10 protein-coding genes and 1 tRNA gene are annotated in these 25,775 nt (G+C 39.6%); 7 read left to right on the forward strand and 4 right to left on the reverse strand.

Translation table 11 applies throughout. From position 1 onward, the window contains the following. Nucleotides 1-412 precede the first annotated feature (412 nt). The 4 genes from P7V56_RS04985 (at nt 413) to P7V56_RS05000 (ending at nt 19,569) form a co-directional block, all read left to right on the forward strand. Nucleotides 413-9,112, forward strand: coding sequence for a choice-of-anchor J domain-containing protein (locus P7V56_RS04985; RefSeq protein ID WP_171223386.1), 8,700 nt, complete (start codon nt 413-415; stop codon nt 9,110-9,112). Nucleotides 9,113-9,179: 67 nt separating this feature from the next. Then, the gene (locus tag P7V56_RS04990) at nt 9,180-10,115 is read left to right on the forward strand and encodes a PorP/SprF family type IX secretion system membrane protein (RefSeq protein ID WP_171223385.1); all 936 of its coding nucleotides are present in this window, start codon (nt 9,180-9,182) and stop codon (nt 10,113-10,115) included. Nucleotides 10,116-10,126: 11 nt separating this feature from the next. After that, nucleotides 10,127-12,049 carry an OmpA family protein gene (locus P7V56_RS04995; RefSeq protein ID WP_304986239.1) on the forward strand — a complete coding sequence of 641 codons (1,923 nt, stop codon included), beginning with the start codon at nt 10,127-10,129 and terminating at the stop codon, nt 12,047-12,049. Nucleotides 12,050-12,177: 128 nt separating this feature from the next. Beyond that, nucleotides 12,178-19,569 (forward strand): FIDD domain-containing protein, encoded by a 7,392-nt coding sequence (locus tag P7V56_RS05000; RefSeq protein ID WP_304986240.1) that lies wholly within the window; start codon nt 12,178-12,180, stop codon nt 19,567-19,569. Nucleotides 19,570-20,131: 562 nt separating this feature from the next. Here the strand turns inward: P7V56_RS05000 and P7V56_RS05005 are convergent. Both P7V56_RS05005 and P7V56_RS05010 read right to left on the reverse strand, forming a co-directional pair. Further along, nucleotides 20,132-20,206, reverse strand: a tRNA-Val gene (locus P7V56_RS05005). Between the two features lie 69 nt (nt 20,207-20,275). Beyond that, nucleotides 20,276-21,496 (reverse strand): bifunctional folylpolyglutamate synthase/dihydrofolate synthase, encoded by a 1,221-nt coding sequence (locus P7V56_RS05010; protein WP_171222586.1) that lies wholly within the window; start codon nt 21,494-21,496, stop codon nt 20,276-20,278. 128 nt (nt 21,497-21,624) lie between these two features. On the opposite strand from P7V56_RS05010, the gene P7V56_RS05015 reads away from it, so the two are divergent. From P7V56_RS05015 to P7V56_RS05025, 3 genes are read left to right on the forward strand one after another with little or no spacing between them, the layout of a single operon-like run. Then, nucleotides 21,625-22,338 (forward strand): MotA/TolQ/ExbB proton channel family protein, encoded by a 714-nt coding sequence (locus P7V56_RS05015; RefSeq protein WP_171222709.1) that lies wholly within the window; start codon nt 21,625-21,627, stop codon nt 22,336-22,338. Then, nucleotides 22,319-22,714 carry an ExbD/TolR family protein gene (locus P7V56_RS05020; RefSeq protein WP_171222587.1) on the forward strand — a complete coding sequence of 132 codons (396 nt, stop codon included), beginning with the start codon at nt 22,319-22,321 and terminating at the stop codon, nt 22,712-22,714. The genes P7V56_RS05015 and P7V56_RS05020 overlap by 20 nt, the downstream gene beginning before the upstream one ends. Nucleotides 22,715-22,726: 12 nt before the next feature. Beyond that, nucleotides 22,727-23,263 (forward strand): DUF4468 domain-containing protein, encoded by a 537-nt coding sequence (locus P7V56_RS05025; protein WP_171222588.1) that lies wholly within the window; start codon nt 22,727-22,729, stop codon nt 23,261-23,263. Nucleotides 23,264-23,316: 53 nt separating this feature from the next. On the opposite strand, the gene P7V56_RS05030 is transcribed toward P7V56_RS05025, so the two are convergent. Then, the gene (locus P7V56_RS05030; RefSeq protein ID WP_171222589.1) at nt 23,317-24,210 is read right to left on the reverse strand and encodes an energy transducer TonB family protein; all 894 of its coding nucleotides are present in this window, start codon (nt 24,208-24,210) and stop codon (nt 23,317-23,319) included. A gap of 76 nt (nt 24,211-24,286) precedes the next feature. Further along, nucleotides 24,287-25,513, reverse strand: coding sequence for a Glu/Leu/Phe/Val dehydrogenase dimerization domain-containing protein (locus P7V56_RS05035; RefSeq protein ID WP_171222590.1), 1,227 nt, complete (start codon nt 25,511-25,513; stop codon nt 24,287-24,289). Between the last annotated feature and the right edge of the window lie 262 nt (nt 25,514-25,775).

The following is a 25,775-nucleotide window of genomic DNA, read 5'->3' on the forward strand; positions in this document are numbered from 1 at the left end:
GCCAAAACAGAGGTTGAAATGAATTTGTTCTTACAGCCAAAAATTGCCGAAGCGTATTCAGTCTAAATTTTAACATTTCAAAGAGCTTTCTGTTTTCAAACAGATAGATTTCAAATCAAATTTAGAAGGACTATTTACTTTTCTCAAGCAAGAAATATTAAAAACTGATAGGGCAAAATGGAAAGATCATTTTTAAAAATCGAAATTAATTTTTCAGTCAGACGACATTCGAAAAAGAAAATTAATTTTTTTAAAATAAACTAATACAACCAATTTAATAATTAACAAAATGCAGAAAAATTATTCCTTTTTTGAAACTATATTGCCTAAACCACTACATGGTTTTTTTCAAAAAAATAATGGTAATGTAGACTACTTTATTAATAAAATAGTACTTCAGAAATTTTTCGTTATGGTATTTCTGATTGTAGCCAATTTTGGTTACAGCCAAACAGAACATTTCGAAAGTGGTATACCGGCTTCATGGCTTGTCAAAGGAAGACAAGGCGGAACAGAAACGGTATTTGCCAATAACTGGGTTCATACAGCTGCCGGGGGATATTTAGGTACCGGAGGCGCAACGGTGAATCCGTCATTGAATAACACACAAAATACTACTGCGGAGTATTTTATGATTACCTCTCAATACATCACTCCGGCTAATGGAGAGATTCGTTTCATGACCAAGCAAGGGAGTTTTTCTAACAGAGGTACTACCTATCAGGTGAGAATCTCCACCGGTAATCAGGCTGATCTTACCAGTTATAATGTTACTTTGGCTTCATGGACTGAGGCTCAATTAAATGTTTCTGCAACTACTTATGAAGAAAAGATTGTTTCACTCGGAGCGGTTGGAGCAGGAATTCCGGTTAATATTGCTTTTGTTGCCATCACTAATCAACTAGGAACCACAGCAACCATAGGAGATACTTGGTTTGTTGATAGGGTTAGGGTCATGTCAAGTTGCGATCCAGTGGCAACTCCAACAATAGTTCCCGGAATTGATGGTGCCAGTATATCATGGACACATCCTACTGCAACATCATTCGGAGTAGAAGTTGTCCCGGCAGGAGCAGGGCATGGTGCTACCGGAATCCCGGTAACCGGAACAACTTATAATCCCACAGGATTAAACCCTGCAACAAGCTATGATTTTTACATTATTGCCAATTGTGACTCAGAAACGTCAAGTGCTTGGGCAGGTCCTTTTTCTTTTACCACTTCTGTAGTTGGTTTAACTTGTCCGTCGGCTATCGTAATTCCACCGGATGTTATAACTACACCATATACTCTGATAACCAATTTGGATCAGTATTATGACGGGACTACATATGTACCGATGAATAGCCAAGGGATGAGTTGTCAACCAGCAAATCAAACTCAGAACCTATTATTAGGAAACCACCTTTATCTTACTTACACGCCAACTGCTTCAGGGTTAATCAATATTACTCAGACCACCAATACAGCTTCAGGCGGTGGTGGTAATAATTGTTATAATGCACTTTCGAGTGTTTTCGTTTTTGATGGTTGCGCCGGTGTTGGAACTTCTGCTGGTTGTTTGGCTGCACTTTACACCACCAACCCTAATACTCCTTATCAAATTCCGAATTTCTATGCCCAAGCAGGTCAAACTTATATATTCGTAATCTCGTCACCTTATCAACACACTAATCCGGGAGCAGGTATTTGTTTTACCTTTAGTATTAGTGGTTCAACCTGTCCTTCACCAACTCAGCCGTCATTATCTATAAGCGATTTGTTGCAAACTACCGCGACAGCTTCTTGGGATAATGTTCAGAATTTGGTAAGTGCATGGGAATATTTGGTTTTACCAGCTACTGATCCGGCTCCAACAGCGGCTCAATCAGGAATTGCTACCAATACTAATGTAAACAATCCGATATCGAGTCTTACTCCCGGAATGGATTATAAATTATATGTTCGTTCCGTTTGTAATGGAACTCCGGGGTCTTGGTCAGCGCCAAGAACTTTCACTACACTTTGTAATCCTTTACCATTACCTTATTATACCGGATTTAACAATGCTACCTCAAGCGTTAATACTCCGGAACCATGTTGGACTTCTTTGAATTTGAATAATGACGAAAGATTCTTTTGGTTTGGTCCAAATGCTTTTAGCGAGCCTGTTGCGAAATTAAGAGTTTCAGAGTCGACAAATAATAACGATATGTTGGTTACACCAACCTTTCACTTTGATGGTGTTACACAAAAAAGACTCCGTTTCAGATACAATTTTTATGGAAACTGGGGGCTAATTGTAAACAACCCAACAGGCGGACCTGGTTCATTTGAAATAAGAATGTCAACGACTGGTGTTGGTCCAAATACTTTTACTACAACCGTAGTGCCTTTGGCCCAATATACAACGGCATACAATTTTATTGAAATGATTGTTCCGTTACCTAATATTGAGGCAGATGTTAATATTGCTTGGGTAGTGCCACCGGGTGCTCTGCAAGCAGGATCATGGTTGTATATTGATGATGTTTATATAGAAGATTTACCGGCTTGTTCGGAGCCGGCTTATCCGGTGGTTACTCCGGGAACTTTAGATACAGATTCAGTCGAAATTTCTTGGACAAATGGTTACGCTAATACGCAATGGCAATTGGTGGCACAGCCTTTAGGAACAGGTGTGCCTACGGAACCATTTGTTCCCGGTGCTGTGGTGAATATTGTGAATACTAATCCGTTTACTATAACCGGATTAAATCCTTCTACACAATATGAGTTCTACATGAGAGCTTATTGTTCTGCTTCTGAGCAAAGTATTTGGGTAGGGCCTATTAACTTTAATACTTTATGTATTGAACAACCTACACCCTATTATGAAAGTTATAATAGCAATGACCCTAATACGAAGAAATTCTGTTGGTCTGTAAACAATGCTAACGGAGACCCCGCAAAATGGATAATCGGTACAACAGATGCCAACATACGACCACAGCCAATCACCTTTTTTGATCCTTTTGTTTCTTATAACGATTGGTTAATCAGTGTACCGGTTAATGCCGTTGGTCTTAAAAGGTTGCGTTTTAACTATAGGGTAACTGCCGGAATTGGTCCGATTGCATTGTATCCGAGAGGGAACTTTGAAGTATTGATGTCTTCAACGCCTGATTTTGCTACTTACACTACTTTGATTCCGTTGCACGATTTTACCAATGACAGTTTTCAGGAAGATTCAGTTTTATTCACAGGAACCGGAACGACTTACATCGCTTTCCGTATGCCTCCTAATATGCCTAATCCGGCACAAACCGGTCTCGTAACCATTGATGATTTTGTAATTGAAGACGCCCCAGCATGTCCGAACCCTGATATAGCTGGTTTAACCGCTGAGAATATAACACAAACCACAGCCAATTTAAGTTGGACTCCGGGTTATACTGAAACCCAGTGGGAAGTTGTAGTTCAAGCACCAATGTCAGGGGTGCCTACAGGTTCTGGAGTTACAGTCAATAATACACCAACCTACCAGGTCACTTCATTAACACAAGATACCCCTTACGAATATTATGTAAGAGCAGTTTGTAGTGATACAGAAAGTAGTGTTTGGGTTGGACCATTCCTTTTCAGAACGATTTGTGATGCCTTACCAACACCATTTTTGGAAACTTTTGATACAACTTCACCAACAGAGACTTGTTGGACGGTTTACAATAACGTTGCAGACGATAACACTTGGAATCTTAACCAAACGGTGCAACCAATGTTTGGTAACCAAATGGCCGCTCTATTTACCGGAACAAATGGAAACAATAATGATTGGTTAATTACCCCAACACTTTCGGCTCATGCCGGACAAAGATTGCGTTTTTACTACAAAACATACAGCAATTTCTTCGAAGAGGATTTAAAAGTAATGCTGTCTGTAAATGGTGTAGCTACCAACCAATTTACAACCATTTTATACGAAAATAATTTTACCACCACTATAGATGCTGCCGGAACGACAGCGGGTTCAAGTACAATAACGGTAGCTGATGGATCAGGAGTTCGTGTTGGAGATACGTTTTACATTCCTGGTTTCCCTATTCCATATGCAACTACAGTAACTAATGTGGTTGGCAATACAATTACAGTGTCTGAAGCCGCAACTATTACTATGGCAGGACCATTACATATTGTATTTACTCATGAAGTGATTAATAATACAGAAACGAGAGAAATGGTCATTAACTTAGACCAAATTACTACGGATTCAAATATTAATATTGCTTTTCATACCCCATTCTTTCCACCAAACCCTTGGAATTACAGAGGGCAATATACCTTTATTGACAACGTAATTGTAGAAGATATTCCGGCTTGTCCTGAAGTGATAAATGTGACTACATCAGACATACTGGATGTTTCTGCTCAGATTAATTGGGAAACCACAGGAACAGAAACCGCTTGGGAGATTTCAGTGCAACCTTATGGAACACCGGCACCGGTAGGAGATACTTTGCCTGCATATCTTTATACAGCTAATGCTCACCCTTATACAGTTACAGGATTAACACCTTCAACACTTTACCAATATTACATTAGAGCTATTTGTAGCGATTCATCAGAAAGTATATGGGTTGGACCTTTTGAAATTTTAACAAGATGTGATTTTACAACCGTTTGTTTATATACCATGTCAGTTACCAACGGAAGTACAGGTACCGTTACTGATAACGTAACTGTAATGCAAAATGGGACTGTAGTGCAAGCATTAGAGTTTCCAACTTTTGGTCAGCCTGCCGTTTTGGATTATCAGGTTTACTTATGTTCAGGTGTTGAGTTTTCACTATACTGGAATGGATTTGGTAGTGGTTTACAATATTCACAAGCCCAAATTGTCATCAGAGACGAGTCTAATAATGTTGTTTGGACAAGCCCACTAGGTTTAGGTACCGTAAACACTACGTTGTTTACCAGCGTGGCCAGTTGTGGTGTTGTGACATGTCCGCAGCCTACTAATTTAGCAGTAAGTAACCAAGGAGTCTTTTCATGGACACCGGGCGGTTCAGAAACCCAATGGGAAGTTTTTGTACAACCCTATCAAAACGGGACTATACCACAATCAGGAACCATTGTAAATACACCAAGTTATACTCCGGTAGCCGCTGATTTTATGAATGCTGCCGATGGTACTTATGAATATTTGGTTCGTGCCGTATGTGGTTCAACAAATAAAAGTTATTGGTCGGGACCAAAAGTGTTTATCAGAAATGATGAACCGGCAAACGCTGTTCGTTTACAAGTGAATACAGGTTCAACTTGTGATGTTTCAGGAGCTGATGCTTCTTTCATTACCGCAACAGCTTCCACGGTTCCGACTTCTTGTCCGGGCGTGAACAGCGGAGATATTTGGTATGACTTTGTTGCCACTTCAAAAGTACATGTTGTTGAATTAAGTGACTTTGCGCCTGGAACTTATTATACCGGAGGTTATGTTGGAGCTTGGCCGCAAATCATGATGTCTTTATATGAAGTCCAAGGTGACGGATCTCTTGTTGAAAAAGGATGTAGTAATAACAATTCATTTGTAGCTAAATATACTAGCGAACTAGTGGTTGGTAATACTTATAAAATAAGACTGACTTTAAATGATCCAGGAATTACTAATAAAACATTCCATATTTGTGTGACTACTCCTGAAGATTTGTGTGATATGGATGCTTTTAATTATAGTTTTGAAAAATTACCAATGCAGACTGTATCAGGAATTTCAACTATTCTTAATTCAAGAGTAATACCGGGCTGGAGAACCAATACTGATTGGGGAACCATGTTCTTCCTTGAAGGAAACAATATAGGGGTAATTCCATATGAAGGGGGACAGTGTGTTCAATTAACACAAGACGGTACAGATGCATGGGATCCGAATGATCCTAATATTAAAGGATTGTATAAAGATTTTGATACTTCTGAAATTACAGTGATGGACTATAGCTTTGCTAGTGGCACAAGACAAAATAGTACCACCGGAACCACGGTTCAATTATTTGCAGGACCGCCTTCAGGACCATTTACAGTAATTGCTGAGCATAATGCGAATAGTACGGATTGGGAATTGGTGCAAGGCAGTTATAACATTCCGAGCGGACAAACCACTACCCGTTTTATTTTCCGTACGCTGGGGAATAATATCGGACATATTTTAGATGCCGCTAATTTCAAAGCAAATGTTGATATTACAATTAATACTGCTGATACAACCTTAGATTGTACAACTACTGCTATGGCCTTTAATGCTAATGGAGTTGGAATGTGGGAAGCAGATGCTAATAATCCTGCAACTACAACAATAGCCAATCCAAACAGTGGATCAACTAACGTTTCAGGATTCACTGCTCCCGGAAGTTATGTGTTCTATTGGAAATCTCGCTACTGTGATAAAACAATAACAATTACAAAACAAGGAACAAACGAAACTACTCAAGTTGTTAGCCCGGTAGTATATTGTGTTAATGATATAGCTACGCCTTTAACAGCCACTGCTGCATCAGGTCATACAGTTAATTGGTATACCCAAGCGGTTGGAGGAACAGGCACAACAGTAGCTCCAACACCAAGCACTGTTTCAGCAGGCAACTCCCAAGTTTATTATGCTGCTGCAGTAGATTCTAACGGTTGTGAAGGACCAAGAGCACAAGTTGTGGTTCAAGTAAATGACTTACCAACTGCCACTATTTCGGGAACTACCACAATTTGTGAAGGGACAACAGCAGTAATAACCTTTAATGGAACACCAAATGCTGTAGTAACTTATACAGTAAACGGAGGGTCCAACCAAACCATTACTTTGGATGCCACAGGAGTTGCAACGTTAACAACTGCTGCTTTGACTGCCAATGCAAGTTATGATTTAGTAAGTGTAACCTCTACTGGAACTAATCCGTGTAGTCAAGTACAAACGGGTAATGCTTTGATAACAGTTGAATCATTACCAACAGCGACCATTTCAGGAACAACCAGTATCTGTTCGGGAGCGACCACTACTATAACTTTCAACGGAACGCCAAATGCTACAGTAACTTACTCAGTTGACGGTGGTGCGAATCAAACTATTGTATTGAATGCCTCCGGAATTGCCACAATTACTACTCCTGCATTAACTGTAGACAGTACATATTCTTTGGTAAGTGTTACTGCTTCGGGAACTTTAGCTTGTAGCCAAGTGCAAACCGGTTTAGCTACAATAACAATTAATACTTTACCAACTGCTGCTATTTCAGGGACAACTTCAATTTGTTCCGGTGCGACTGCGGTAATTACATTTAGCGGTACACCAAATGCCGTTGTATCGTATACTGTTGATGGTGGAACCAACCAAACCATTACTTTGGATGCCACAGGAAACGCTACACTTACAACTCCTGCATTGACTGCTAACAGTACTTATGATTTAGTAAGCGTGGTTTCGGGAACTACAACTTGTAGCCAAACTGTTTCAGGTTCAGCAACAATTACCGTTGGAGCACTACCGACAGCAACAATTACCGGTACGACTGCTGTTTGTCAAAATGCCGCTAATTCAACTATTACATTCACCGGCGCTAATGGTGCCGAACCATACACCTTCACCTATACTATCAATGGTGGGGCAAACCAAACTTTAACAACAACAACGGGGAACAGTGTTTCAATCAGTGTGCCAACGACAACTGTCGGAGTATTTACTTATACTTTGGTAAGTGTTTCAAGCGCCGGATTAACCTCATGTTCTCAAACACAATCAGGTTCAGCTGTAGTAACAGTTGAGGCTTTACCAACAGCGGCCATTTCTGGTACTTCCACAATTTGTGAAGGGTCAACAGCAACCATTTCATTTAACGGTACACCAAATGCAACGGTGACTTATACCGTGAATGGTGGTGCAAACCAAACTATTGTTTTAGATGCTTCGGGTACAGCAACAATTACTACTGCAGCTTTAACCGCAACAGCAACTTATACTTTAGTTAGTGTAACGGCTTCAGGGACTACTGCTTGTAGTCAAACGGTGTCAGGTTCTGCTGTGGTAACAGTTGTTTCTTTACCAACTGCTACTATTTCTGGAACTACAACTGTTTGTCAAAACGCAACCGGAACAAATATTACATTTACCGGTGTTGGAGGTGCTCAACCTTATACTTTCACTTATAATGTAAACGGTGGTACTTCTCAAACGATAACAACTACTAGTGGAAACAGCGTTTCTGTTAACGTGCCAACGGCAACCGTTGGAGTATTCACTTACCAATTATTAAGTGTTTCAAGTGCAACATTGTCTTCGTGTTCTCAAACTCAATCGGGAACTGCCATAGTAACCGTTGAAACATTGCCAACAGTAACCATTTCAGGAACTACTTCCGTTTGTAGCGGATCAACAGCAACCGTAACATTCAACGGAACGCCAAATGCAACGGTAAGCTATACCGTAAACGGAGGGGCTAATCAAACGACAGTGTTAGATGCTTCAGGTAATGCTTCGATTACTACATCGGCTTTGACTGCCACAACTACTTATACTTTAGTGGATGTGACAGCATCAGGAACCAGTTCATGTAGTCAAGTAGTTACAGACTCAGCGGTTATTACAATTACTCCCGAGTTAATTTTTGCCATTGGTGATTCTTGTCAAAACAGCATGCTGACTTTAGATGTAATCGATGCAAACTTTAATACTGATACAGTAAGTTACACTTGGATGCAAGGAACAACTATCGTAGGAACAAATGGTTCTTTCAATGTAGATGAGTATATGGCTCAAAACCCTTCTATGGTTTTACCAATTACTTTCTCGGTTACCATTGGATTAAACGGATGTGATACAACTCAAAGTTTTACCGTAGAAAATAATCCTTGTAGAGTGATTCCAAGAGGAATTTCGCCTAACAATGACCAATTGAATGACACCTTTGATTTAACCGGTTACGGCGTGAAAGATATTATTATCTTCAACCGTTACGGAACCAAAGTATTCTCTTTCTCCGGAAATTATACTAACCAATGGAAAGGACAATCAGACGGTGGTGATGAATTACCGGATGGTACTTATTTCTATAGTATTCACACTAGTGAAGGTGCTAACAAAACCGGATGGGTTTACATAAACAGACAGTATTAATCAAATGAGTATAAACAGTTTGTTTGTGTTTACCAACAAACTATTATTAAATAAAATGACACACCTAATGAAAAAAGGATATTTAGCACTGGCATTACTATCATTGTTCGCATTGGAGGTAAAAGCACAGCAAGATCCACATTATACACAATATATGTATAATATGAACGTCATGAATCCGGCATACGCAGGTTCAAAAGATAATATTTCGGGAGGATTACTTTACCGCCAACAATGGGTTGGCTTAGAAGGCGCTCCAAAGACGGCTACTTTCGCTATTCACAGTCCCGTTGGTAAAAATGTAGGATTGGGATTGTCTGCTATTTCAGATAAAATTGGTCCTGTGGAAGAAACCAATGTATATGGAGATTTCTCTTACACCGTTAGTATGGGTGGCCAAAGCAAATTGGCTTTTGGTTTGAAAGCCGGGGCTACTTTTCAAAAAATCGGCTTGTTTTCAGATATTGGAAATGGGTATACCCAACAACCGGGCGATTTTGCCTTTGACGAAAACAGCAACAATATCAAATTGAATATTGGAACCGGCTTGTTCTTCTATACTAATAAATATTATGCCGCTTTATCGGTACCGAATATGTTAGATGGAAAACATTTAGACATCACCCGAAACGGACAAGAGTACCAATTTGGAAGCGATACCCAACACTATTTTTTAACCAGTGGTTATGTGTTTGACTTATCGGCTAACACCAAATTTAAACCATCATTTATGTTGAAATCAGCTTTCAAAGCACCAACATCTCTTGACTGTTCGGCTAACTTCTTGTTCTTTGAAAAATATGAAATCGGCGGAACCTATCGTTTAGACGACTCTTTCGGAGCCATGATTAACTTTGCAGTAACACCTTCGGTCAGAATTGGCTATGCTTATGACCATGTTATTTCAGAAATCAATGGAACATCTCCGGCTTCACATGAGTTTATGTTATTATTTGATTTAAATTTGTCTAAAAAAGTTTCTGTTTCACCAAGATTTTTCTAAAAACAACAATTATGAAATCGAAGATTCACGAATACCAAAAATCCAATATTAAACTTATGAGTAAAAAAACATATATCACCTTTAGTTTGATATTAATGCTAACAGCAAGTTACGGGCAAAATAGTGCTACCGCTAAAGCCGATAAGCTTTTTGAAAGCTATCAGTATGTTGCTGCTATCGAGGAATACCAGAAACTAGCCGAAAGCAAAGGAGCTAATGAATACATTTATACCCAATTAGCCGAAAGTTATTACAATGTTTTTGATTCAGAAAACGCCTCAAAATGGTTTGCTAAAGCAACGGCCAAAGGTAAAGCGGATGCAGAAACTTATTACCGTTATGCGCAAACTTTAAAAGTTTTGGGGAAATATTCGGAAGCCAATAAACAAATGGATGTTTTTGCCAAAATGATGCCTAAAGACGACAGAGCAAAAGAACATTTGGCGAACCCAAATTACATCCCGAGTTTGGCTACCAATTCAAAATTATTTGATGTTGCCGAAACCAATATCAAAAGTAAAGGACAAAGTGATTTCGGAGCGTTATTGACCAATGACAATATTCTTTATTTTGCCAGTACCAGAAACAGTTCCAATAAAACGGATAAATGGAATAACCAACCATATTTAGACATTTACCAATCAACAAGAGATGACAAAGGAAGTTTTTCTGAACCAACACCGGTTAGAGAATTAAACACACCATTTCACGACGGTCCGGTTACTTTGAGTGCTGACGGAAATATCATGTTTTTCGCCAGAGACGGTCACAGTGAAGGGCAATACGAAAAAAGCAAAAAAAGCAATACTAAAATTGGACAACAAGGTATTTACAAAGCCACAAAAGTAGATGGTAAATGGACCAATGTTGAAGCTTTGCCTTTTAATAGCACCAGTTATTCAGCTACCAATCCAAGTTTGAGTAAAGATGGTAAAACCTTGTATTTTGCTTCTAACATGCCGGGCGGATTGGGTGAGTCTGATATTTGGAAAGTGACTGTAGAAGCTAATGGTTATGGTAAACCTCAAAATTTAGGTCCAAATGTAAATACAGCCGATAAAGAAAATTTCCCTTTCATTGCAGAAGATAATACTTTGTATTTTGCTTCTTTAGGAAGACAAGGGTTGGGTGGATTTGACGTTTACAAAACCAATTTAAATGGTTCAGATCAAGCCATAAATCTCGGTAAACCGGTGAATAGTGAGAAAGATGATTTCTCCTTCAGTTTTAATAAAAATGCTAATATTGGTTATTTCTCTTCCAACAGAAATGGTGACGATGCTATATTTTCAGCAGCTCCACTTTGTAAAGCAGAAGCTATTGTTTTAGTAACTAATGCCAAAACAAAAGCGCCATTGACTAATGCTTCGGTAGCTATTTTAGACTTAAAAGGCAATGTAATCGCTACAGAGAAATCTAATGCTGAAGGAAAAGTAAGTTACCCTATTGAATGTAATTTAGGTTACGGTTTACAAGTAGCTGCCCAAAATTTTGAAACTGCATCTTCAGCGGTAAAAGCAGTAAAAGCAGGTGAGACAGTTGTTGAGGTTGCCTTAGCGCCATCTGAAGTGATTATTACCGATACAGAAGTTATCTTGAATCCGATTTATTTTGAATATGATAAAAGCAACATCACCGCTCAAGGTGCTGTTGAATTGGATAAGTTAGTAAAAGTGATGCAAGACAATCCTTCTATGGTCATTTTTGTTAAATCACATACCGATTCAAAAGGAAGTTTAAACTACAACCTAAACTTGTCAGAAAGAAGAGCACAATCAACTGTTCAGTACTTGATTTCTAAAGGAATCACTCAAGGTCGTATTTCAGGTAAAGGATTCGGAAGCACTGAACAAAAAGTAAAATGCGGTACGAATTGTACCCAAGAACAAGATGCACAAAACAGACGCTCAGAGTTCTTGATTGTGAAGAAATAGATTAATTATAAAATACAATACCCAGTCATACAGCTAAGATTAAAAGTTAAATAGATTAATGATTGGTAAATGATAGCTAATCTCGATGAAAATTGAGATTGGCTATTGTGCATAAATATGATGATTCAATGAAGAAAGTTTTAACGCTACTATTATCTTTTGTTTTTGCCAATACAATTGTTGCCCAAGTTGAGCCAAACGACTGTGTCAATGCCTTGACTATTTGTGGAAACGGCACTTTTTTTTCTAATGCAAATGGTATAGGTAATACTCAGGAAATTAATGCCTGTGGCGGATTTGAAAGCAATTCTCTCTGGTTAGAAATCAATATTGTTCAAGGAGGAACACTTGGGTTTAATTTGATTCCTGATGATCCGAGTATTACAGTCGATTATGATTTTTGGGTTTTTGGTCCTAATCCTGTTTGTGGTAGTCTCGGAGCGCCCATTCGATGCGCTACAACCAATCCGCAACAAGCCGGATTAACAGGGCCAACAGCAAATTGGACCGGGATGTATGGTTCCACTTTGAATACCCAAGTAGGTCCGGGTCCTAATGGAAATGGTTATGTAAGATGGCTTAATGTATTACCGGGACAATCCTATTACATTGCGATTGACAGACCTAATGGTGATGGAGGATTTCAAATACAATGGATAGGTTCGGCCACAGCCGGAACCGGAGCTTTTCCTTCACCGCCAAGCGCAGCTTCAATTCCGGATGTTATGGCTTGTAGTAGTACACCTAATGTTGGGATTTATGATCTTAATACGGTTAGACCACTTATAAATGCAGATACTACAGGGAATACAATTACTTTTCATGAAACTCCTGCAGATGCTAATGATAACGTTAACGCATTGCCTAACATTTATTCAAACCTATCTAATCCACAGACCTTGTGTGCAAGAGTAACAGATAATGTTTCGAACTGTTTTAGTATCGTCTGTTTTAATTTAGTGGTGAATTTAATTCCCACTGTGAGTATGAGTGTTTCTCCAACATCTATTTGTACAGGAGATAGTGTAACGGTTACTTTTTCAGGAACTCCAGGAGCTAATTTTGATTACATCATCAATGGCGGACCAACTCAAAATGCTAATATTGACGCTACAGGGAGCTATGTTTTAACACAGTCTCCAACTGCTAATACAACTTATGCGCTAACAGGAGTCAGAGCTATAGATGCTTCAGGAACTACTATTTGCTCACAGCCTCTAAATCAATCTGTAACTGTAACGGTTAATCCATTGCCAACTGCAACGATATCCGGGACCACCACTATTTGCTCTGGAAATACGACAACTATCACCTTTAACGGTACTCCTAATGCAACAGTAACCTATACGGTGAATGGAGGAGGTAATCAAACTATAGTTTTAGATGGTACAGGTTCAGCAACGATTACGACGCCAATTTTATCTGCGGACGCTACTTACAGCTTGGTAAGTGTCGCTTCTTCAGGGACTCCGGTTTGTAGCCAAACTCAAACAGGTTCGGCAGTTATAACTGTTATTGCCTTACCAACCGCTACGATATCGGGAACAACTTCTGTTTGTTCAGGATCAACTACGAATATTACTTTCAATGGAACACCAAACGCAACCGTTACTTACACAGTAAATGGTGGCGCCAATCAAACTATAGTATTAGATGGAACCGGTTCAGCTACGCTAACTACTCCGGCATTGACTGTAAATACCACTTATGCTTTGGTAAGTGTTGCAGTTTCGGGAGCTGCTACTTGTAGCCAAACCCAAACCGGTTCGGCGGTAATTACTATAAATTCTGCACCAACGGCAACCATATCGGGAACAACTACCATTTGTTCAGGAAGTGCTACAGTCATCACTTTTAATGGTACGCCAAATGCCACGGTGACTTATACAGTTAATAGCGGTACGAATCAAACCATCCTTTTAAACGGACTAGGTTCGGCTACTTTGACAACACCAGCATTAACAACTACTACAGCTTATGATTTGGTACAGGTAACTTTATCCGGAACACCGCCTTGTAGTCAAACTTTGGTTGGTTCGGCTCTGGTGACGGTTAATGCTTTGCCAACTGCAACAATTTCAGGTACAACCACAATCTGTTCAGGGACTACCACAGTGATTACTTTTAACGGAACACCCAATGCTACGGTTGCTTATACTGTAAATGGAGGTGCCAATCAAACAATTGTTTTAAATGGAACAGGTTCGGCTACTATTACCACACCAATATTATCAGCAAATAGTACTTATACTTTAGTAAATGTAACTGCTTCTGGTTCTCCTGCTTGTAGTCAAACCCTAGCTGGTTCTGCTGTAATAACTGTTAATTCTTTACCAACAGCCACTATATCCGGGACAACTACAATTTGTTCTGGTTCAACAACCACCATTGCTTTCAATGGTACACCAAATGCAACAGTGACTTATACGATAAACGGTGGTGCCAATCAGACTTTAGTTTTAAATGCAAGCGGTTCAGCAACGCTAACTACATCAGCTTTAACAGCCAATACCACTTATGCTTTAATTAGTGTCACAGCTGCTGGAATTCCGGCATGTAGCCAAACGCAAACGGGTTCGGCAGTTGTAACGGTAAATGCTTTGCCAATAGCAACAATTTCGGGGACAACAACTATTTGTTCCGGAAATACTACTGTAATTACTTTTAGCGGAACGCCAAATGCTACTGTTGCCTATACTGTAAATGGAGGTGCCAATCAGACTATTGTTTTAAACGGAGCCGGTTCAGCTAATTTTACCACGCCAACATTAAATACCAATACAACTTACACTTTAGTGAGTGTGACCGCTGCAGGCGTTCCGGCTTGTAGTCAGATACAAACAGGTTCGGCCGTTGTAACAGTAAATGCATCTCCAACTGTAACCATTTCAGGTACAACAACCATTTGTTCCGGGAATACAGCAGTAATCACTTTCAACGGTACTGCCAATGCAACGGTAACTTACACTATAAATGGTGGTGCCAATCAGACAATTGCCTTAGACGGTACAGGAATTGCCACGATAACTACACCGGTGTTGACTGTTAACAGCACTTATACTTTAGTGAGTGTTGCTTCTTCAAGCGCTCCGTTTTGTAGTCAAACACAGTCGGGCTCTGCAATAATTACCGTGAATCCTCTTCCGGTAATCACTAATGTGCCATCAAATGTGGTGGTTTGTTCAGGAGAAGGTGTGATCACTAATGCTTTTATCAGCACTCCTGCAGGAGCTAGTTTTAGTTGGACCAATAGTTTGTCATCGATTGGATTATCCGCCTCCGGAACCGGTAGCATTCCTAATTTTGTTGCCTCTAATAATGGATCGTCTGCTGTAACAGCAGCCATTAATATTGTAGCCAGCTTAAACAACTGTTCAACAACAGGTTCTTATACTATTACTGTCAACCCACTACCATTAGCCAATCCGGTGATTACGGATTATGAGTTGTGTGATTACGCCAATCCGGGCGATGGTATTGAAGTGTTTACTTTGAATAGTAAAGATGCAGAGATTGCCAATGGTCAGGCCAATGTTACTATAGGATATTATTTGACTCAGAGTGATGCTCAGACTCAAACGAGTCCGCTACCGAACTTGTACACTAACATTAGTAATCCGCAAGAGATTTGGATAAACATCAGTAATAATACCACAGGGTGTAGTTCGGTGAGTTCGTTTAATTTGGTGGTAAATCCTTTGCCATCGGCGACTACACCGGATCCTATCTTCCAATGTAGTAACGGAGCCACGACACAGGCTTTGTTTGATTTGACCATAAATGAAGGCGTTGTTACAGCAGGGAATACTTCACTAGTCAGTGTTACGTATTATAACTCTTTGCTTGCGGCCCAAAATGAGTCAAGTCCGATAGTTACCCCAAGTACATATACCGGAACAGATAACGAGATAGTTTATATCAGAGTAGAGGATAATGTTACGGGTTGTTATTCAACCACTACGCAATTATTAAGAGTAACCCAAGGCCCTATTGCCGTTACTCCACAAGCGTTGCATTATTGTGATCCTAATAATGACGGATTTGGCGTGTTTGATTTAGCCTCAGCCACTGCAGAAATAGCCGGAGGCGTTTGGCCACTAACGGGAGTTTCGATAAGTTATTACGAAACCCAGACCGATGCTTTGATAGGCGCAGCACCATCACTTGCGAGTCCTTATGACAATATCAATCCATGGACACAGACGATTTATGTCAGAGTGTTTTATACCTTGACCGGTTGTGCCAATTATGTTGAATTACAATTAATAGTTGACCCAACCCCTGAGGCAACCGAGCCGGATGATTATGCGCTTTGTGATTACACAGGCCAGACTGGTTTTGAGAGTTTTGATTTAACTACAACGATACCACAGGTTTTAGGGTCTATTGATCCTACTACGGTTACGGTTACTTTCCATACGACTTTTGCCAATGCGCAAGACGATGCTAATGCTATTGGCGGTGTGACGAATTACATCAACCAAACGCAGTGGAACCAAACAGTGTATGTTAGAGTAGAATTTAATACCACAGGTTGTTATGACATAGTGGAGTTAGACTTGATAGTGAATCCGCTACCGAATGCTACCCAGCCTAATTATGCTCAATACACTTTGTGTGATTACAATGGCTCGATAGGTTTTGAGACTTTTGATTTGGCTTCTCAAGTAGCTGCTGTTTTATTAGGCCAGACGGGAATGTCGGTAACTTTCTATCCGAGTTTGACAGATGCAGAGAATGATACCAATGCGATCAATGTTTCTCATCCTGATTTACAGTATCCGAACCAAATTATTTATGTACAGACTTTAGGTATTCGTATCACCAATAGCATCACCGGATGTTACAGCATCTCTACGATGGATATCAGAGTAGTTCCATTGCCAACACCAATTCCGCCAACAGCGCCTTTCACGATTTGTGATGAGAATCAAGATGGCTTTTCCGGATTTGATTTGACGAGCTTAACAACGGACATTTTACAAGGTGCACCCTATATTTTGACTTTCCATGAGACCTTAACCGATGCACAACAGGGTAATACCCCAATTGACACGAGTGTTCTTTATAACAATATCAATCCTTTTGTACAAATATTATACGTAAGAGCGGTTGACCCTTTAACGGGATGTTGGAGCGTTATTCCAATAGAACTAAACGTTAACCCAAGTCCAATAGCCCCGGTTGATTTAGATGACATTGTAGTTTGTGATGATGATAACAATACCCAAGATGCCATTACCAGTATTGATTTGACTGTCAATACAGCTAGTATCTTGGCCCAACAACCTTTGGCTGCAAGTAATTATACTGTTGAGTATTACACCTCTCAAACGGCTGCCCAGGATGGAATTGCCCCGATTATCAATGTGACCAATTATACGGCTATGAACAACCAAACTATTTGGGTTAGAGTAGAAGATAATACCACGGGTTGTTTCAATATAGGTTCATTTGATGTTATCATCAATATTCCATTGTTACTAACCACACCTGCACCACTGAGTGTTTGTGATAATGATACCGATCCGAATAATCAATACCACAGTTTTGATTTAACGGTAAAAGATGCTGAGATCACCCAAGGATTATCAGGTTATACAGTAACGTATTACCCATCATTATCAGAAGCCCAAGCCGGAGGAGCAACCACCATAACAGATTTTACGGCTTATACCAATATATTTCCGGCGGTTCAAACCTTAGGCGTTTTGGTAACCAGCGCAGCGGGTTGTCAAAGCATTACGACTTTAGACATTAGAGTATTACCGGTACCAACACCGAACACCGACCCGAATCCTTTAGCACCACTATGTGATGACAACAATCCGGGAGATATGGTTGAAGTTTTTGATGTAACGGTAAATGCGGCTTATATCATTAACGGCGCCACGAATGTTACCTTGACTTACTATACCAATGAGGCAGATGCTCATGCTGCTCAGTTCCCGATAGCCGACCCGACTCAGGCTTTGGTAGGCGATAATGTTTGGATTAGAGTAGAGAACAACCAAGTGGATTATTTGGGTAATAACTGTTATGTATTGGTGGAACAACCCTTAACGGTTAATCCTTTACCTGAAGTCATCCAACCTTTGGCACCATACAGAATGTGTGATGACAATACCGACGGTATTGCACAGTTTGATTTGACCAACCCAATCTTGGCCACCGCCATTTTGGGTGCGAACCAAAGCCCGGCTGATTTTACCATTACGTATTATCTAACAGCAGCAGGAGCCAATCCTTTTACCAATACAGGAGAGACACCACTGGTATCTCCGTATACTAATATTACCCCAGATGCGCAAGATATTTACATCAGAGTAGTGAACAATGCTACAGGTTGTGTTAATGCAACGGGAGTACTGACTTTGGCAGTGGAGGAATATGCTACGGCAACAGGAGCGCAAGAGTTTTCACAATGTGATGATTACAACGACCCATATGATGGGGTATTCCAATTGGATTTAACGCAATTCAACACGGCTATTCTCAACGGACAAGACCCGGCTGTTTTCTTGATTAGTTACTACCACAGTCAGGCTGATGCAGAGGCAGGGATTAATGCTATCCCACTGGCGGAAGCACAAGCTTATATTACCCAACCCGATACGGATCAGATTTGGGTTAAGGTAGAGAACAGCAGCAATAGCATTGTACCATTCTGTTATGCACTGACCACTATTGATATAGAGATAGAGCGTTACCCTAATCCGGTTATTGATACCCAGAATGATGTCACTACGATATGTGTTGACTTCACCACGGGAGAAGTGGTAAGACCACTAGTTTTAGAGAGTGGTATTGTCAACGCTTCGGATTATACTTTTGAGTGGTATGAGGATGGCAACTTAATTGTAGGTGCTACGGGTTCAACGTATACGGTAAACACTTCTTCACCAACGGGTGCTACCAGAAACTACCATGTACGAGTGATAAGCAATAGTGATTTATTGTGTGAGACTACCTCGGCAGACTTCCCGGTGATACAATCAGGACAGGCGGTTATAGCATCAGGGACAGTAGGTTATACGGTAACCAATGCCTTTACGGATAGTCAAATTATTACGGTTACTGTTGAAGGTTGGGGAACGTATGAATACAGTTTGGATGACGGCCCAAGACAATCGAGCAATATCTTTGAAGGGGTTTCTTTAGGTGAGCATGTGATACATGTTTGGGATACCGAAGGAGGAGTAGCGTTTAGTTGTGAAGAGCTGACGATAGATCAAGTGATGGTGATAGATTACCCACGTTATTTTACACCAAACGGAGACGGTATCCACGATGCTTGGAATATTGTTGGATTATCAAATTTTGCGGAGCAAACCACGATATACATTTTTGATCGTTACGGTAAGTTGTTGAAACAATTGAGTGCGAGTGACCAAAGCGAAGGATGGGACGGAACTTACAATGGAAAGTTATTGCCTTCGGATGATTATTGGTTCACGGTAGATTTCCCTGAACAAGGCAAGATGAAGCAGTTTAAAGCGCATTTCACATTGAAACGATAGACCAACAGATATATAAGCCACTCAAGCGAGTGGCTTTTTTATGATAGAAAATCAATGCGTCTAATTAGCCCCGATTGCAGTGGCACCTTGTAGAGCGGAAAGCGGGAGCAGGAGTGTAAGAAAGCGGTATAGGTGTGCTCCTAAAAAAATAGTCTCTTTTGATTAGGATTACCTTCGGTGATCCCATACTGAGGAACCCTAAACAAAGAAAACCTGCGGCTGCTACTCAGCCTTGTTTTTTTATTTTCAATCTGCGCCTAAAAGCAAGCTTTTGTCACATATTGAAAATAAAAAAACCGATTAGTTTTCTAATCGGTTTTCTTTGTGGGCGATGAGATTTGATATTAAGAGGAGGACTGCCGGTGGCAGTCAGGTAGACGAACTTTAGTTCGTAATTGAATAGGATTACCTTCGGTGATCCCATACTGAGGAATCCTGAACAAAGAAAACCTGCGGCTGCTACTCAGCCTTGTTTTTTTATTTTCAATCTGCGCCTAAAAGCAAGCTTTTGTCACATATTGAAAATAAAAAAACCGATTAGTTTCCTAATCGGTTTTCTTTGTGGGCGATGAGGGATTCGAACCCCCGACCCTCTCGGTGTAAACGAGATGCTCTGAACCAACTGAGCTAATCGCCCGTCTTGCGCTTGATTGCGAGTGCAAATATAGACCGTTTTTTTGATTCTGCAAATTAAAATGAAAAAAAATTACAAAATTTCTGCAACTACAAAAGTACTTCCGCCTACATAAATTAAGTCATTGACCGTTGCGTTTTTTGTAGTGTTCGCATAAGCATTTGAAACAGAATTATATATTTCACCTTTAAGTTCAAAATCTGCGGCTTTTGTTGCCAAAATTTCAGCTTCTAAACCGCGTGGGATATTGGGTTTACAGAAATAATATTTCGCGTTTTTTGGGAATAGCGGCAGAATTTCTTCCAGATTTTTATCATTCACTACACCTAAAACGATATGCAGTGTGTCAAATTTTTCCTTTTTCAATTGGTTTAAAACAATGGACAATCCATGAGCATTGTGAGCCGTGTCGCAAATTATTTTTGGGTTTTCTCCTAATTGTTGCCAACGACCTTGAAGATTGGTATTCTCAATTACCTTCAAAAAGCCTTTTTTAATCGCTTCTTCGGAAACTGAAAGCAATTGTTTTTCTTGTAATACTTTCAAAGTTTGTAAAACCGTTTTTTTATTGTAAAACTGATAATCGCCTAATAGGGCTGATGGATAGTTTTCATGGGTCAAATCGGAGGCAAAATAGATTTCGGAATTCGTTTCCTTGGCTTTGGTTTCAAAAACTGATTTGGTTTCTGTAACATATTCGCCAATCACTACAGGAATATTTGGTTTAATGATACCTGCTTTTTCAAAGGCTATGGCTTCGAGTGAATTGCCTAAAAACTGAGTATGGTCTAATCCAATATTGGTAATCACAGAAATCAACGGTGTGATGATGTTAGTTGAATCCAATCTTCCGCCCATACCGACTTCAATAATGTTGATGTCTGTTTTTTGTTTGACAAAATATTCGAAAGCCAGTCCGACGCTCATTTCAAAAAAACTCAATTGATGGGCTTCAAAAAATGATTTGTTATTGTTGATAAAGTCACAAACATAGTCTTCCGAAATAGGTTTCCCGTTGATGGCAATTCGTTCGCGGTAATCTTTTAAGTGTGGCGAAGTGTACAACCCAACTTTATAGCCGGCTTCCTGTAAAACCGAAGCGAGTAGGTGTGAAGTTGAGCCTTTGCCGTTGGTTCCGGCTACGTGTATGCACTTCAAATGCTTTTCAGGATTGCCTAAATGATTGGCTAATAAAACCGTGTTGGTGATGTCTTTTCTATAAGCTGTGGCACCCTGAGTTTGGTACATCGGTAATTGATTAAACATCCAATCCAAGGTTTCTTTATAGTTCATAATTTTAGGAAAAAATAATTTTGATATACTTTTTTAATTTTTTTTTCGTTGTATATTGTGATGCCCGTAAGGTCAATACAAATTTGAAATTATTTTCAGAATTAATAGCCCAAAATTTAATAAATATGATTAGTACATTTTTACAGTTGCAAGTTGATACTTTAGCGCAAGCCATTCCAACTGCTGACACTGCAAATGCAGCTCTAACCAACGAAGTTTCTGTTTTAGAGTTTATTTTCAAAGGAGGACTTTTCCTGATTCCGATTGCGCTTTTGCTTTTTTATACGTTGTATATCATTTTTGAACGTTATATCTACATTCACAAAGCCGCAAAAATCGACAATCATTTGATGTCGGATGTACGCAATCATTTGAACAATGCCAATATTGATATGGCTGTTATGGCTGCCGAAAGAAGCGGAACAGCTCAAGGGAATATCTTAAAAGAAGGTGTACTTACTATTGGAAGACACATCAATGAAATTGAATCCAATATGGAGCGTGCCGCCAATATCGAAATTGGTTATATGGAAAGAAGATTAGGTCAATTGGGTTTGATTGCAGGTATTGCACCAACCTTAGGATTTATCGGTACGATTTCCGGGGTAATTAAAATTTTCTACAGCATTTCGGTAACCGAAGACATCAGTATAGGGAATATATCCGGAGGTTTATACGAAAAGATGATTAGTAGTGGTGCCGGACTTATCGTAGGGATTATTGCCTATGCCGCTTATCACTTGTTTAACGGGAAGATTGACGGTTTCTCTTTGTCGATTCAAAAACAAGTATTAGAATTTGTAAACATAATTCAAAGACCAAATGGCCATAAAGCGAAATAAACGATTTCATGCAGAAGTCGCGACCTCTTCGTTAAGCGACATTATGTTCTTCTTATTGTTGTTTTTCTTAATTATCTCGACCTTGGCAAATCCGAATGTTATCCGAATGACATTGCCGAAATCGAAAACGAATGAGAAAACCAACAAACAATTAATCACGCTTTCGGTGACGGAAGAGAAACGATTTTTTGTCGATAAAGAGGAAGTAGATTTTGGTCAATTAGAAGACAAACTTTTGTCCAAAATGGATCCCGAAAAGCAACAAACGGTTGTGATTAGAATTCCGGCCACTATGCAAGTCCAAGACTTGGTAGATGTGCTGCAAATAGGTGTTAAGAACAAACTTAAGTTCGTTATCGCCACGAGTCCGAATTAAAATTAAATTATAATGAAAATAAAAACGTTGCTGTTGATGGCTTTTATTTCAGCCTCAACATTTGCCCAAGACACCGAATTCAAGTTTTCCAAAGAAGGTTTGACCGATTTTATCGTAACGACTTATGAAGGCTCGGCTAAAGATACCTACAACCTGACTTTGGCTTGGGTTAAAGAAAACAGTAAAAAAGGGTATAAAGTAGTTTCTTCTGTAGAAGGAGAAAAAATAACGGTTGAAGGCGGAAAAGAGAATTTCCTTTGCAGTAAAGCCGGTGGAACTACTGTTTGTACATATGCTACTTTTACTATTGAAATCAGTTTTAAAGAAGGCAAATTCAAATTTGAAGCCGTTGGTTTAACCGAAAAACCTAACAATGCAACAACTGTGGTAACGCACGACCTTAATGACTTCTCAGAGTATTACAATAAAGATGGAAGTTTGAAGAAGTACAAAGACGATGTACCTGCCGCTTATGAATCTCTTTTTAACGAGTTAAATAAAAGTTTGGTCACTTTTATGGATAAGAAAAAGAAAGCAGACGGTTGGTAATCGAAATAGTATAAAAGAAAAATCCCATTCACTCGAATGGGATTTTTTTATGTTTAGTTCAAACTGAAAGTATAAATTATCTTTCCAACTTGTTTTTCGGGCGCATTGGCATCAGCTTGCCATCTGGTTTGCATGGCTGCAATTTTTGCTTGGTCGAGCAAACATTTCGCCGTATTGGTTGTGCCTTGAACTCCGGCGGTAACACTGACTGTATTTCCGTTTCGATCAACTGTAACCTGCACGGCTACTCTTCCTTGTTCCTGACAAGTGTAATCCGGTTGTGGTTTACTCAAAGCTTTTCGGTTTCCTAGGGAATAACCTGAACCACTGCCGTTGCCACCACCATTTCCGCTTCCATTTCCTGAACCTGTTCCCGAACCTGTTCCGGTTCCGGTTCCACTGCCGTTTCCGCCGCCAGAACCTGTTCCACTGCCGTTACCGTAATAACCGCTTGAATTTAGGTTGCCGTTAGCACTTCCTTTGTTACCGCCTTTAGTGTCATTACCATCGCCACCTTTATTGCCTAAAATACTTGATAAGGCATCATTGGCATTTTTGGAAACTTTTGGTTTTTCCGGTGCGGGTTTGATGTCTTTTTTAGGAACTACAGGAGTTGGTGTTTTCTTGATGTCTTTTTTAGGAATGGCTACATTGGTATCGTCATCGTCATTTTCATCCGAAATGATATTGTCTTCAGGAGAAGTTGTCGTTGGGGCTACTTTAGCTTGGTCTTTTACATTTAAGACTTCGCTTTTGTAATTATCGCCCATACCGTAATCACTGTCGCCAAAGTTCATCTCAATACCGCCACCGCCACCGCCGCCCATGATTTTCATGTCAGCCGGAGGCCAAAAACGCAATAAGAAAAGTAAAAGAATCAATAAAGCATACACTACAGTAGTAATGGCTAAGGATTTTTTATCGTCATTGGATAGTTCAAAACTCATAACTATTCTTTTGTTCGTTAAAGTTATAACGCTTAAAAGTACTAAATATTGTGTAAACCTCGCTGTTAATTTTTTACTAAACTAATTGTTTCAGTGCAATTTCAAAGGCAGTCGCGCTGATATTCTTCTTGTCAGAATTCAAAGCATGCGCTTTGTCCAAAGCCTTTTTAATGGTTTCCGAAATGTCGTAGAAAATGGCTTCGTCAGTCATTTGTACTTTTTTCTCCATGAAATAGGCAAAAACTCTCGCCATACCACAATTGGAGATGAAATCCGGAATCAAACTTACTTTGCTATCTGTCTCTTCCATAATCGGGCCAAAAAATATTTCCTTGTCGGCAAACGGTACATTCGCGCCACAAGAAATCACCTCTAAGCCATTCGTGATTAAGCTATCGATTTGGTCTTTGGTTACCAATCTTGAAGCGGCACATGGCGCAAAAATATCAGCACCTAAAGTCCATATTTTTTCGTTGATTTCATTAAACGGAATCATATTTTGGGCTACCAATTTATTACCGTCTTTATTCAGGAACATCATTCTGATTTCTTCAAAAGAAAAACCTTCTTCGTTGATCACACCACCATCGCGGTCAATGATTCCGACAACTTTGGCACCCATTTCGGCCAAATAAAAAGCAGCAGCCGAACCTACATTTCCAAATCCTTGTACAATCGCTTTTTTGCCTTGAACATCTCCGCCATAAATATTATAGAAATGACGAACCGCTTCAGCAACGCCAAAACCGGTAATCATGTCGGCTACAGTATATTTTCTTAAAACATCCGGAGAGAATTTTGGGTTTTCGATTACCTTAATTACGCCGTGACGCAATTGCCCAATTCTATTGATTTTATCAGCTTCTGTTGGTTTGAAATGCCCGTTGAAAACCCCTTCTTGCGGATGCCAAACGCCACATTCTTCCGTGAAAGGAATAACTTCGTGGATTTCGTCAACATTCAAATCACCACCGGTTCCGTAATAACTTTTTAACAAAGGAGAAACGGCTTTATACCAACGTTGTAACACACCTTTTTTGCGTGGATCATTCGGGTCGAAATTGATGCCTGATTTAGCACCACCAATCGCCGGACCTGAAACAGAGAACTTCACTTCCATAGTTTTGGCTAATGACAATACTTCATTCATGTCTAGTCCTTTTCTCATTCTCGTTCCACCACCGGCAGCACCGCCACGAAGGCTATTGATTACTGTCCATCCTTCGGCTTCTGTCTCAGCGTCTTTCCAGTTGAATACGATTTCGGGTTCTTTGTTTTCGAATTTTTTTAATAAGTCTTTCATTGTATCTAATCTGAGCTCACTTCAGATTCTTAGTTTTAGTTAGAGTGTAATTTAGTTTGTGGTGCAAATATAGGAATTTGAAAATTACGAATTGGGAATTACGAATTGGGATTTATTTATTAAAACTAGTTTTTGCAGAAGTGCTTTTGATTGTTTATGTTTTAATCAATTTATGATATATTGATTAAATATATTTTAGCAAAAAATTATGAGATTTGTTTTAGATTTTGTTTTAATATTATAGAATGTTTTGTAGTCGTTT

The sequence above is a fragment of the Flavobacterium sp. IMCC34852 genome, assembly GCF_030643905.1.
Lineage (GTDB): Bacteria > Bacteroidota > Bacteroidia > Flavobacteriales > Flavobacteriaceae > Flavobacterium > Flavobacterium rivulicola.